Origin of the sequence: Micromonospora sp. CA-111912, assembly GCF_050948415.1 — a bacterium.
Taxonomy (GTDB): domain Bacteria; phylum Actinomycetota; class Actinomycetes; order Mycobacteriales; family Micromonosporaceae; genus Micromonospora.
Map to the genome: position 1 here is coordinate 5,143,358 of NZ_CP192007.1, position 13,371 is coordinate 5,156,728.

Below are 13,371 nucleotides of genomic sequence, written 5' to 3' on the forward strand. Positions count from 1 at the left end.
ACTTCTCCGCGCGGGGCGGGATGCACTGCCACGCGGGCCCCGGACGGCGATGGCGAGGTCAAGTCGTCGCAACTCTACGGATTCCGGCTCGGTGCTGCGGAATCCGATGTTTCACCGTGCACTCCGTAAGGGCGGATTCGGCGCGTGTCCGGACCGAACCCGCAGTTTTCCTGCGCCCATGTACGTGATTCGTAGATTTGGGGTAGAGGATGCCGAACAAGAACCTGGTGAGGGTGTACAGCGACAGGAAGTACGTGTACACGACCCTGGTGCGCCACCAGGGCACGACGGTGGCGTTCGCGATGGACGAATCGCGGCGGATCTACTACAGCGTGCTGAACCTGGATCTGGGCAGCCGTGAGCGGGGCGAGATCGACAGCTCGTACTGGGATGACAATCCGCCGCTGCTCACGTTCCCGGGCGAGGTCACCGAGGTCGGCTTCGGTGACGTCGAGACGGTCGGCGTGCCGGCGGTGAAGCTGGGCGGGCGGGCCGAGGTGGCCGCCGGCATCCAGGTACAGCCCGAGGACCTGGACCCGTTCCTGTCCACGACGGCCCGGCTGGGCGGCCAGGCGCCGTTCCAGGTCGTCTCGGACGGCAGGTATCTGGTGCTGTTCCGTCAGTCGGTCGACGAGACGCACCCGGACGCGTTGTTCCGGCTGGCCGGCGGTGGTGTCTCCGGGGACGCGGACCGGGCGGACTACGCCCAGGCGGGCGGGGCCAAGCTGCCGCTGGTGTCCGACACGGTCCTCTGCGACCGCTTCGTGCAGGTGGGGGCGACGGTCAAGCCGGTACTCGAAGTGCGTTACCGGCGCAGCCGGAGTAAGACCTCGCCGGCCTCGGTCGGTGACAACCTGGGCACCAGGGATCTGGATGGCAACCCGTTCTACGAGCCCACCCGGCGGTTGTCGTTCGTCCGCCACGTCCGGGACGGCGAGTTCACGGTGATGCTGCTGCCCACCCAGGTTGACGGCGTCTTCCGCTGGCAACTGTTCGCCGTGAACGGGGTGACGGGCCGCATCGACGCGTTCAATGTCGAACGGGCCGATGACGGGCTGTTCAACCTGACGGGCACCCAGTTCTACACGAGCCCGGACCCGAGGTACGCCGCCTCGGTGCTCGAGCGCGAGCCCGGCGCGGACCCGTTCACCAAGAATCCGCTGGTGCCGGTCGCGCTGCCGACCGACCGCGCGGGAACGGCGTTGCGCCTCGACGGCAGGGACGACCACCTCGACCTGGGGAGCGCGCCGAGCGCGCGGCTGCAGGGCGCCTACACGGTGGAGGCGTGGATCAAGCCGGTCACCGCCGGCGGGTTCGTCGTGGCCGCCGGCGACGGGGTGAAGGCGGGGTCGTTCAGCCTGCGCCTGAACACCACCGGGGCGCTGGTGCTGACCCATTCCGGCACCGGCAACACGCTCACCTCGCCCGCCGAGAAGGTGCCGACCGGCCGCTACACCCACGTCGCGGCGGTGTTCAGCACCGATACCACAGCCAAGGGCACCCTGTACGTCGACGGCGTCGAGGTCGCCAGCGGCCCGATGTCGTTCACCCCCTCCTCTTCCTCCGCCGGGGTGGTGACGTATGTCGGTGCCCGGCCGTCGGGCAGCGGCGCGGCCGACTTCTTCTCCGGTGACGTCGACGAGGTGCGCATCTGGAGCCAGGCGCGGACGGCCGCCGAGCTGGCCCGAGACGTCCGCCGCCGCCTCGCCGGAGTGGAGCCGGGCCTGGTCGCCTACTACCGCTTCGACGAGGGCTCCGGGGTCAGCATCGCCGACCACACCGACAACGGGTTCGACGGCACCGTCCGGGGCGGCGCGGCGTGGCTGACCTCGGGGGCGCCGGTGGGGGACAGCCCGGGGCTGTCCCGGGAGACCTTCGGTTTCGCGGGTCGGTCGCCCGCCTCCGGGCTGGCTGCGGTGCTGTACTTCCAGCAGGAGGAGAGCGTCGCCGGCTACGCCGACCAGCCCAGCCCGGCCAAGCGGCAGGCGCGGGTCCTGCTGGCCTGCCCGACGGCCGACGCCGCCGCTGCGGGTGGCAATCCCCTGATCGCCACCCTCGACCTCGCCCTCGCCGCCGACGGCCGGCTCGCGCAGGTGCCCCGTTCCGTCGCGCTGTCCACCGTCGGGCGCCCGAACCCGACCAAGGACATGGACGTGCTCAGCGCGGCCCAGGCCGCGGTCACGGCCGCGCAGGCGAAGCTGATCGAGGATCGGGCTCGCATCGAGCTGGCGGACCAGGCCGTGCAGAGGCAGCTCCCGGACTATCAGTACTGGAACAACAGGTACTGGGGCTTCGTGAATTCCGGCTACTGCTACGACCAGGGGAGTTTCGTCTGGCCGCACCAACGGTCGGGCCGGGCGAGCAGTCTGCTGGGGTCGCTGAACTCGGCAAGTGCGGCCTACAACGCCACACTCCGGTCCCAGGAGGACGCGCGGGAGCAGCTGGTCCGGGACCAGGGGGTGCTGGCGGAGAGGGAGGCCGTGCTGGCGGCGCTCAGCGGCGGGCTGCAGGGCGGCGACGACGTGGTGCTGGCGATGCCGGTGGTCGCCGTCGACAACACCGGCTTGAGCATCTTCGGCGCGATGCTGGCCTTCGCGTGGAGCGATGACACCCCGGTCCTGCTCGACAGCGCGACCGGCGAGGTGGTGTTGTACTTCCGGGGTGCCGACGGGCAGTTCTTCTCCGTCTACTACGACGCCACCGCCTCGCGGGCGGTCAAGCAGATCACGCTCCCCGCCGGCCGGTTGCAACTGACCAGCCGGGACACCGGGGTCGACCTGCCCGAGCTGGGTTTCACCGTCTCGGCCGGCCCGGCCGCCGACCTCTGCACGGTGGTGGTCACCCGCACGGCCAACAGCACGACCCAGACCGAGACGTTCAACGCGGTGCCGCGACGTGCCGACCGGTTCGCCGCCGTCCTCAACGGCACCCCGACCGGGGACCTGCTCGGCACGGTCGCCTCGGTCCAGACCAGCACCGTGACCCTGGCCGCGCCGCTCGCCGTAGCGCTGGCGGTCGGCACCTCGGTCCGCGTGGCCGGGGCGGTGCACCAACTGCGCACCGCCGCGCTCGTCAATGCCACCACCCTCACCCTGGTGGCGGTGCCGGCACCGGCGCCGGCGGGCGCGCAGGTGCGCACGGTCGGCTACGACTACGCCTCGGCCACCGCCAGCCGCCCCGGGGCGCGCCTGGACGCTGGCTCGCTGATCGTCGCGGTCGGCGGCGGCGCGGCCACCACCGCCGCCGTGCCCAACGGGGCGGCCGTTGACGTCGTGGCCGGCCGGGGCAACCACTGGCGGGGCCACGCCCCCGGGCGTTCGTTCTCCTTCGACGGCACCAAGCGGCTCACTCTTCCGGCCGCCCAACGCCCCCGGGCGGCCATGGTCGGCGACCTCACCCTGGAGGCCTGGGCCAACCCGGGCTTCGCCGGCGCGCAGAGCCGCATCCTGCACGCCCACCTGCCCGGCACCCCCACCACCCGCTACACCCTCGGCGTCTCCGGCACGCCGTTCCCCTCGGCGCTGGAGTTCAACGGCGGCGGCGACCATCTCGACTGCGGCACCGGCATCGACCTGACCAGTAGCTCCTTCACCATCGAGTTCTGGGCCAAGCGCCTGGCCACCGGCCGGTCGGACTTTGTCGTCGGCCTCGGCACCTCGAACGTGAACCCGACGGGCCAGAGCCTGCACATCGGATTCCGCGACAACAACAACTTCACGATGGACTTCTACAACGATGCCCTGAACATCTCCTCCTCCTACAGCGACCTGAACTGGCACCACTGGGCGTGCGTGTACGACCGGGAAGGCAGCAACCGCATCCAGGTCATCTACCGCGATGGTGAGGAAGTCGGCCGGCGCTCCGCCACCGGGCACTTCGCCGGCACCGGCAAACTCCTGCTCGGTCGGATCGCCAGCGCTCACTGGGATCTCAAGGCGTACCTCCAGCTGGACGAGGTGCGGGTCTGGGGTCGGGCCCGTTCCGCGCAGGAGGTGAAGGCGGACAAGGACCGCCGGTTGACCGGGCGGGAGGCCGACCTGCTCGGCTACTGGAACTTCCCGGGCCGGCGGACCATCGACCTGACCGGGCGGGGCAACGACGCGACGATCGCCGGGAACCCCCGGGTCGTCGGGTCCAACTTCCCCGGCTACAAGATCCTTGCCGGGGTGGGCGACCAGCTCGTGCGCAGCCGGGACGTCTACCCGGCCGGCCAGTGGGGCCACCTGGCGGCGGCGTTCGAGCAGGACTGGGCGCTGCGCTTCGACGGTGCCGCGTGGCTGGACGCCGGCCGCGCCGACGCCCTCGGTGTCACCGGCGACCTGACGATCGAGGTCTGCCTCCGGCTCGACGCGTTGGGCAACAACCAGGGGCTGGTCTGCAAGGGAGGGCTGGCCGACGGCGCCGGCGGGACCGTGCCGTACGCCTTCTACGTGCAGCCCGACGGGGCGCTGGCCTTCACCTACGAGAACACCGCGAGCACCCCGCCGGGTGTCGCCGTCTCCACGACCAGGCTGCAGGCAGGCGTGTTCACCCGGGTCGCGGTCACCCGCAAACCCAGCCAGGGCAACCCGAACGCGTCGGACATCCAGTTCTACGTCAACGGCGCGCCGGCAGGCACCACCACCTTCACGGGCCCTGCGCCGTCCGGCAACGACGGGGTCCTGGAGATCGGCCGTTACCGCAACGGCCGGACCGGCTACGGTCTGCGCGGCGTGCTCAGCGAGGTACGGCTGTGGAGCGTGGCCCGAGAGACGGCCAAGATCGGCGTGGCGGTCACCGAGAGCACGCCCGGCCTGGTCGCCCAGTGGACGTTCCCCGAGGACGCCGGGAACACCACCGCCGACGCCGCCGGCAGCTACACCGGCAGGCTGCACGGCGTCAGCTGGGTCAAGACGCCGGACCCGGGCGGCAACCGGTTCCGGCTCTACCACGACGGCGATGCGACCCCCGCCGACCCGGTGCCGGCCACCGACGCCGCCGCGACCAGCGGCTACGGGCCCGAGCAGTTCACCGTCGGCGGCTGCTCGGCCACCGACGACAGCCTGCGCGACGCCTTCGCCGGCACCCTCGACGAGATCCGCGTCTGGCAGGCGGCGCGGACCGACGAACAAATTCTCGACAACGTCTTCACCCGGCTGCGCGGGGAGTCCGAGGACCTGGTCTGCTACTACCCGTTCGACGCCTCCTCCACCGTCACCGGTGCCCCGATCCTCGACGCCGGGCCGCGTGGCAACAACCTCACCTCCACCGTCGGCAGTGCGCCCGCCATCGTGCTCTCCACGGCGCCCGTCTCGGCCGACACCGCCGAGGTCCGCTCCGCGCTGACCGGCATCCGCACCGCCTTCCACGAGATTGTCGGCGCCTCTCCCTCTGTCGCCGAGTACGCCGACGCCCAGCGGGTCCCGCACCGGGGCATGCGGGGCGTGATGAAGCGCTGCTACAGCTACCAGCAGGCCGGCCGCTGGTACCTGATCACCGGTTACAAGGTCGGCAACCTGGTCAGCACCTGGGTCGGCCAGGCCCAGTTCGACCCGCAGCTCGTCGGCTACATCGAGGGGGCGCCGCCGGTCCCCTCCGAGAACCTGGTCAAGCGTCCGGGCACCGACGACTACGTCGACGCCGCCACCGTCTCCTTCACCCAGGCCGAGGAGGTCACCAACACGCTGTCGTCCAGCAAGGAGATCAGCATGGACGTCTCGGCGAAGATGAAGTTCTCGTGGGAGGTCTCGGCGGACATCCTCAACATCACCGCCCCCCTCGGCATCGGCATCGCCACACCGCTCGCCAAACTCACCATGGAAGGAAACCTCGAGTTCGGCCTCGAATTCTCCAACGGCTGGACCGCCGATGCCGAGGTGTCCGAGGGCAGCAACACCAGCCGGAGCAGCACAGTGGCGCTCAGTGGCGCGTGGGAGGACCCGAACCGTCCGCTCAACCCGGCCGCCGGCCAGCGGTGGGTACCGGCCAACACCGGCTACGCCCTGGTCCAGTCCGAGACCGCCGACGTCTTCGCGCTACGCCTCGAACACACCGGCGCGTTGGTCGCCTACCGGATGATGCCCAACCCTGACATCCCCAGGGACTGGAACATCATCGAGTTCCAGATCAACCCGCTGTACACCAAACAGGGCACCCTCGACGGGCTCGTCGGCTACGGGCTGAGCGGTCCCTTCGCCGACCCCGCCCACTACCCCACCGCCGGCGACGGCGCCGAGTACAGCTACTTCAAGCCCCGCGAGGCCTACGCCCTCAAGCGCCGCATCGAGCGCCAGGCCCAGCAACTACAGAGCTACTACGACTCGGTGTCCACCGAGACCCACGACCCCGACCGGGCCGCCGAGAAGGCCAAACAGGTCGCCAACAAGTCCTCGGCCCGGCGCAACCTCGCCAACACGTACGTCTGGACCGCCGGCGGCGGCTTCTTCGCCGAGTCCACCGAGACCACCGACTCGGTGACCGAGACCACCGGCGGGTCGTACTCGATCAAGGGCACCCTCAGCGGGGGCGGCATGTTCGAACTCTCCGGAGCCGCGGGCGGCACGAAAATGGGCTTCGAGGCCAGCATCGGCGGCGGCTCCAGCGTCACCCGCACCAGGGCGAAGTCGGCCAGCAGGACGTTCGGGCTCGACGTCGGATGCACCGGCGGCCGGGATCTGCAGCGCTACCAGGGCGGCGAAACCCCCGTCTACGACCCCGCGACCAACCAGCCCGTCACCGTTCCCGGCAGGGTCGACGCCTACCGGTTCATGACCTTCTACCTCGACGTCACCAAGGACAACTTCGAGGACTTCTTCGGCAAGGTCGTCGACCCGATCTGGCTCGCCACCTCCCCCCAGGCCGCCGCCCTACGCCAGGCCGACCAGGCCGACCAGAAACCACCCTGCTGGCGCGTCCTTCACCGGGTCACCTTCGTCAGCCGCCTGCTCGACCCGGTCGCCGCGGCCTCCGCCGCCCCGCCGTCCCTGGCCAAGGCGCTGCAGCAAGAGGGCTTCAGCAGCATCTACGACCTGATCCAGACCCTTGAACCCGACATCAGGAACAGCCCGGCCAACACCGCCAGCCTCGCCGACCTGACCGCCGCCACCACCGAGACCCTCACCAAAAAGCTGTACCGGCTCACCCCGCACACCCAAGAGATCATCGTCCACCTCGCCCGCTACTTCGGCATCGACCGATAGCCACACCACCCAGACCAAAACGACCCGCCCTAGACGCGCGAAAACCCGCGGCCCCCGGCGCAACGCTCATCGCGCCGGGGGCCGCGCGGCTTCGAGCAGCGAGCCGCCCACGCGCTGATACAGGGCCCGGAGCGCCCTGGGCGGCTCGTCGACGACGTGGAGCACCGCCTGTTCGACCGCTGCCGGACGAGACGTGGTTCTACCCGGGGCACGGGGCGTCAGCGAGGGCTGAGCACCTCGACGCGGCGCACCGGGGTGTCGACGGCGGGTTCGGTGGTGGGCACCTGGTAGCTGGCCACCAGGTCCAGCCGGTTGCGGGGCAGGTGGCCGCGACCGGGGTCGCCGACCAGCACGTGGCTGCCCCGGGCGGCGGCGCGGCGCAGGAACGGCAGCATCCGCCCGGCCAGTTCCTCGTCGTAGAAGACGTCCCCGGCGACCAGCAGGTCCATGTCGTCGGGGTCGGAGTCGAGCAGGTCCTCGCCGGTGGCGGCGACGGTGACCCGGTTGGCCTGTGCGTTGAGCGTGACGGCGGCGACGGCGTACGGGTCGATGTCGTTGGCCACCACCCGGTCCGCGCCGGCCAGCGCGGCGGCGATCGCCACCAGGCCCGAGCCGGCGGCCAGGTCCAGCACGCGGCGGCCGGCGACGAGCTCGGGGTGGTCGAGCAGGTGCCGGGCGATGGCCTGCCCGCCGGCCCAGACCGACGCCCAGTACGGCGCCGCCAGGGCGTGCCCGGAGGCTGCCTCCATCCGGGCCCACCAGACGATGGCGTCCTCGGCCAGGTGCAGCCGCACCTCGGGGACGAAGGGGGTGGCGACCAGCCGGAGCCGGTCCAGCCCGTCCCCGGGCGCGCCGACCTCGCGTTCCAGCTCAGACAGCGCGGCGGCTGCGGGTCCTTTCACCGGGCAAGCATGCCCGAGCGGCCCGAACTCCGGGCGGCTTTCCCCCCGGCGTGGCCGGTGTGAGATTTTTTTACCGGCCTTCCTGCGGCACTTCGACCAGCGGATCGGGGTTTCGCCAGTTAGGCTCAGGGAGGTACAGGGCGATCATCGGCCGGCGGTCGGTGGTCTCCCGCTTTGAACAGGGAGAAATGCATGGCTACCGGCACGGTCAAGTGGTTCAACTCGGAAAAGGGCTTCGGCTTCATCGAGCAGGACGGCGGGGGTCCGGACGTGTTCGTCCACTACTCGGCCATCGCGTCCAGCGGGTACCGGGAACTCAATGAGGGCCAGAAGGTCGAGTTCGACGTGACCCAGGGGCAGAAGGGCCCGCAGGCGGACAACGTCCGTCCGATCTAGCTTCGTGCCGGTGGCGGCGGTCGGGTGTACCCGGCCGCCGTCACAGCGCGTTCCGGCCCCGGGACCACTCACCCCGCCGCCGGCCAATCTCACATACGCCATCCGCCGGGCGATCTCGTCGGCCACCTGCCTTGCCAGGCTGGGGCGGCGCTGCGGCGGCAATCTTCTCCGAGGCCAGGACGCCGGCCACGACCGCCAGCTCATCCGTGAAGTCCTTGTCGAACAGGATGGCGAGCTGCATAGCGGCGGAACAGCGGGGTCTGGTTCCGGCCCGCCTTGGCCGAGTCGCGGCAGAAAAACCTAGGTGGGTGTGCCACAGGTGGCTCGCATCGCCGGTGCTGCGCCGCTCGAGCCGGTCCCACCGCCGGACCGTGGTCCCGTCCGGGGAGTGAATGATCTCGCGGATGTCCCGGGTGTCGTCCGCCCCGGCGACGCACTGCGCGACGCACCAGGCGGAGAAGGAACTCAGGTCGTGGATGTCTCCGCCCGGGATGGCTGAGAACCGGCCGCCGTCCAGCGCGGAGGCGTCGCGGCGGAGTCGCCCCGGCGGCGACCAGCGCGGACAGCGGGTGCGCGGTCAGCCGGCCGGGCGGCGGGTCGGGTCGGGGCGGGCGGCCCGGACAATGTCGCGGTGCTCCCGCATCGCGGTGACCATCGTCGCCATGAAGCGGTGCACGATTTCCAACTCGGCGTCGCCGAAGTCGGCCATCACCCGGTCGGTCCGCCGGCCCAGCGGCTGGAAGAACTCCATGGCCAGCGCAGCACCCCGGTCGGCGTAGTGCAGGAACACCTTGCGCCGGTCGGCGGTGTCCCGGTCCCGGCGGATGTGGCCGGCCCGCTCCAGCCGGTCGACCAGCGCGGTGACCGAGCCGGAGGAGAGGTTGAGCTGCTCACCCAGCCGTCCCGGGGTGATCGGCGTGCCGAGCAGCTCGGCGTCCATGACGGCGATCAGGGCGTGCAGGTCGGTGGGGTTGAGCCCGTGCAGCGCCGCGAAGGCGTGCCCGATGTGCTGGGCGTCGACGGAGTACCGGCGCAGGTCGTTGGCGATCTCGGCGACGAGCTGGTCGCGCCGGCTGTCGCGCCGCCGATACATGCCGTGCCGTGTCACGCCGTCGCTTCCCCTGCCGTCGCGGTCCCGCTTGCAGCATAGAGGAGCGGCGGATAATCTCGCCTGTCAAGATACTCGACAGGCGTGCTAAATCGCACGGCCGCGTCGCACCGCACCGCCGAACCCGGGGCCACGTCCCGGCAACCCTGAGGGAACCCGATGTCTGTGTTCACCCGCGTCGCCCGGGGGCGGCTCGCCGCCTGGCTCACCGTGGCCGTCGCGATCGTCCTCGGCGCGGCCGTCTTCGGGTTCCCGGAGCCGGACAATCCCGCCCCCGTCTCGTCCACCGGGCTGTCGGTGCAATGGCAGTCGACCCAGGTCGAACGGCTCCAGGAGGAGCTGCCCGCCAGCGACATCGAGCCGGCGATCGTCGTCGTCAGCCGCGCCGACGACGGGCCGCTCACCGAGCCGGACCGCGCCGCGGCCACCGGCATTTCGGGCGAGCTGGGTCGGTTCGCCGTCGGCGGGCGGGTCGCCCCGCCGCAGATCTCCCCGGACGGCACCGTGGCGCTCATCGCCGTCCCGCTGTCCACCGCCGGCGGCCAGGAGGCCGTCGCGACGACGGTGGCCGACCTCCGCGCGGCCCTCGACGGCCTGCCCGACGGGCTCACCGCCGAGGTGACCGGAGCGCCGGCGTTCTCCGCGGACCTGACGAAGGTCTTCGACGGCGCGGACATCACGCTGCTCGCCGTCACCGCCGGCGTCGTCGCCCTGCTGCTGCTCATCACCTACCGCAGCCCGTTCCTGTGGATCGTGCCGCTCGTCGTCGTCGCGGCCACCGAGCAGCTCACCCTGCGGGCCGTGGACACCATCGTCCCGGCCTTCGGCATCAACCTCCAGGAGGGCCAGGTCACCGGCATCGCCAGCGTCCTGGTCTTCGGCGCCGCCACGGACTACGCCCTGCTGCTCATCGCCCGCTACCGGGAGGAGCTGCGCCGCGAGGAGGACCGCTTCGCCGCCATGCGCGCCGCCCTGCGGCGCACCGCCGAACCCATCCTGGCCAGCGGCGGAACCGTGGTCCTCGGCGTGCTCACCCTGCTGCTGTCCGAGCAGGAGACCAACCGGGCACTCGCCGTGGCCTGCGCCACCGGCGTGGTGTTCGCCATGTTGTCGGCGCTGTTCCTCCTCCCCGCCGTGCTGGTGATCTTCGGCCGGGGGCTGTTCTGGCCGTTCGTGCCCCGGGTCGGCGGTCCCGCCCGCGAGGGCCGGCTCTGGGGCCGGCTCGGCGCCGCCGTCGTCCGCCGGCCCGTGCCGGTCGCGACCCTCGCCACGCTGCTGCTCGCCGGCCTCGCCCTCGGTGGGCTCGGCATCCGCACCGGGCTGTCGGAGACCGAGCAGTTCCGGGTCAAGCCCGAGGCGGTGGCCGGCGCGGAGACCCTCGCGAAGGCCTTCCCCGCCGGCACGACCCAGCCGGTCGCCGTGCTCACCGCCCCCGCCGCCGTGGCGGCCGTCACCGACGCCGCCGCGAGCGTCCCCGGCGTGGCCTCGGCCCGGCCGGGGGACGCGGGCACGAGCGTCGCCCAGGTCGACGTGGTGCTGGAGGCCGAGCCGGGCACCGCCGCCTCGGACCGGGTGGTCGAGGCGCTGCGGGACGCCGTCGCCGCGGTCCCCGGCTCCGCGCCACCGGCCGTCGAGGGCGCCGACCCGTTCACCGGCGCCGTGGTCGGCGGCACGGTCGCCGCCACCTACGACTCCGACAAGGCCGACGCCAAGGACCTGTGGCTGATCCTGCCGATCATCCTGCTGCTCGTCGGCGCGGTGCTCGTGCTGCTGCTGCGCGGCCTGGTCGCGCCGCTGCTGCTGGTGCTCACCGTCATCGCGTCGTTCTTCGCCAGCCTCGGCGCGGCGTGGCTGCTGTTCGACCACGTCCTCGGCTTCCCCGCGCTGGACAGCGGCGTCCTGCTGCTCGCCTTCGTGTTCCTGGTGGCCCTCGGCGTGGACTACAACATCTTCCTGGTCACCCGGGCCCGCGAGGACGCCCGGCGCACCGGCACCCGGGACGGCATGCTGTCGGCGCTGCGCGTCACCGGCGGCGTGATCACCAGCGCCGGCATCCTGCTCGCCGCGGTCTTCGCCGTCCTCGGCGTCCTGCCGCTGATCACGCTGACCCAGATCGGGATCATCGTGTGCATCGGGGTGCTGCTCGACACCCTGCTGGTACGCACGGTGCTCGTGCCGGCGCTCGCGTTCGTGCTCGGCGAACGCTTCTGGTGGCCGGGCCGGATCGACCGGACGCCCGAGGACGCCCCGGCGGACCGGGGCCACGGGCCCACGGAACCGGCCGCCACCCGCGACTGACCGCCCGCCCCGCCCCTACCCCGTGTCGGGCCGCTGCCCCGTACCGGCGCAGCGGCCCGGCCGCGCCCCGCCGTCGGCCGCCGGCGGCGGGCCCTGCTCGGGGATCACCTTGCGCGCTTCCCCGCCGCCGCCCGCAGCCCGGTCCCGGGTGGCCCAGGCGACCATGAACAGCGCGGTCCAGGCCGATCCGAGCAGCACCGAGGTGACGGTGCCGCTGGCGGTGCTCAACCCGAGGTAGAGCCGGGCGCCGCCGATCGCGGACACGCCGGCTGCGGCCACCGTCCAGGTGGCCACGGCCACCTGCCAGCGCGCGCTCCGGGACAGCAGCCAGGCCAGCGTGCACAGGCTCGCCGCAACGACGGCGTTCTGCGTCGGGAACAGCGCGCTCTCCTCCCCCGACGCGGCCCGCCCTGGCGCGGTCAGGTCGGTGACCACGGCGAGGACCACCAGCGGCAGGAACGCCCCGACCGAGCCCACCACGCTGAGCAGGTCGGCCCGCCACGGCCGCTGCCGCCAGGCCAACCCGGCGGCCACCACCGCGACCAGCCCGATCAGCACCGAGCTGCGCAACACCGAGACCAGGGTGAACGCGACGTCGGCCGCGCCGGTGGTGCGCCGGTCGGTGAACCAGCCGGCGATCGCGTCGTCGACCGCGGCCAGTCCGCTCCACCGCATCGCCGCCCCGAGCAGCCAGGCGACGGCGAAACCGGCGGCGAACAGGAGCGCGAGCCCCGCCAGGAGGTTGATCAACAATGTCCAGGCCGGGCCGATCCGCATGGCCAGCAGGAAGAACAGCACGCCGTGCCGGGCGGAGAGCCAGCGCACCGGCGGCAGCGCCGCCACCCGGGCCAGCAGCGCCCGCGCCGGGTCGGGGTGACGGCCCAGCCAGCGGCCGACCAGCAGCACGGCGAGGAGCCCGCCGAACAGCACCAGCACCGCCCCGGTGGCCCGCCCGAGCAGTCGGGACACCGTCCCGTACGACTCCCCGGCCACGTTGCCCAGCAGCACCGAACCGCCCACCCAGGTCGCCACCCCGGCGAGGTTCCACGGCGCGAACCGGCGGTACGGCATGCCGGCGGCCCCGGCCAGCCGGGGCGCCAGGGTCCGGGCGAAGGCGATCCAGCGGGCGGCGAGGACCCCCCGCCCGCCGAGCCGCTCCAGCAGCTCGTCCGCCCGCCGCCAGCGGGCCGGTCCCACCCGGGCGCCCAGCCCCGAGGCCCGCAGCCGGGGCCCGTACCGGCGACCCGCACGGAATGCCACCGCGTCGCCGGTCATCGCTGCGACAATCATCACCAGCAGTGCCGGTCCCAACCGGAGGGCACCGGTGTACGTGAGGAAGCCGACCAGCAGCAGGGTCGCCTCCCCAGGCACCAGCAGCCCGACGATCACGGCGGTCTCGCCGGCCACGATCGCCGCAGCGGCCAGGTAGACCAGCAGGGGCGGCAGGTCCCGCACCGAGTTCAACAGATCGTGCACGACAGCCCGGGGG

The 13,371-nt window shown here is 72.3% G+C and carries 6 protein-coding genes; 3 read left to right on the forward strand and 3 right to left on the reverse strand.

Going from position 1 to position 13,371, the window contains the following annotated elements:
* Positions 1–233 precede the first annotated feature (233 nt).
* A complete protein-coding gene (locus ACQPZO_RS21165; RefSeq protein WP_433343361.1) occupies positions 234–7,178 on the forward strand; it encodes a LamG domain-containing protein in 6,945 nt (2,314 codons plus the stop codon).
* A gap of 218 nt (positions 7,179–7,396) precedes the next feature.
* On the opposite strand, the gene ACQPZO_RS21170 is transcribed toward ACQPZO_RS21165, so the two are convergent.
* The gene (locus tag ACQPZO_RS21170; RefSeq protein ID WP_433343363.1) at positions 7,397–8,080 is read right to left on the reverse strand and encodes a class I SAM-dependent methyltransferase; all 684 of its coding nucleotides are present in this window, start codon (positions 8,078–8,080) and stop codon (positions 7,397–7,399) included.
* 192 nt (positions 8,081–8,272) lie between these two features.
* On the opposite strand from ACQPZO_RS21170, the gene ACQPZO_RS21175 reads away from it, so the two are divergent.
* Complete coding sequence (locus ACQPZO_RS21175; RefSeq protein WP_161690055.1) at positions 8,273–8,476, forward strand: cold-shock protein; 204 nt, start codon at positions 8,273–8,275, stop codon at positions 8,474–8,476.
* A gap of 577 nt (positions 8,477–9,053) precedes the next feature.
* On the opposite strand, the gene ACQPZO_RS21180 is transcribed toward ACQPZO_RS21175, so the two are convergent.
* The gene (locus ACQPZO_RS21180; RefSeq protein ID WP_433343365.1) at positions 9,054–9,569 is read right to left on the reverse strand and encodes a MarR family winged helix-turn-helix transcriptional regulator; all 516 of its coding nucleotides are present in this window, start codon (positions 9,567–9,569) and stop codon (positions 9,054–9,056) included.
* 174 nt (positions 9,570–9,743) lie between these two features.
* On the opposite strand from ACQPZO_RS21180, the gene ACQPZO_RS21185 reads away from it, so the two are divergent.
* Positions 9,744–11,882: an MMPL family transporter gene (locus ACQPZO_RS21185; protein WP_433343367.1), complete on the forward strand. Its 2,139-nt coding sequence runs from the start codon at positions 9,744–9,746 to the stop codon at positions 11,880–11,882.
* A gap of 15 nt (positions 11,883–11,897) precedes the next feature.
* Here ACQPZO_RS21185 and ACQPZO_RS21190 read toward each other — a convergent pair whose 3' ends face one another.
* Positions 11,898–13,358 carry a DedA family protein gene (locus tag ACQPZO_RS21190; protein ID WP_433343369.1) on the reverse strand — a complete coding sequence of 487 codons (1,461 nt, stop codon included), beginning with the start codon at positions 13,356–13,358 and terminating at the stop codon, positions 11,898–11,900.
* Between the last annotated feature and the right edge of the window lie 13 nt (positions 13,359–13,371).

Coding starts and splice junctions, on each gene's coding strand:
- ACQPZO_RS21185 (WP_433343367.1), top strand. CDS start 9,744: ATGTCTGTGTTCACCCGCGTCGCCCGGGGGCGGCTCGCCGCCTGGCTC.
- ACQPZO_RS21175 (WP_161690055.1), top strand. CDS start 8,273: ATGGCTACCGGCACGGTCAAGTGGTTCAACTCGGAAAAGGGCTTCGGC.
- ACQPZO_RS21180 (WP_433343365.1), bottom strand. CDS start 9,569: ATGTATCGGCGGCGCGACAGCCGGCGCGACCAGCTCGTCGCCGAGATC.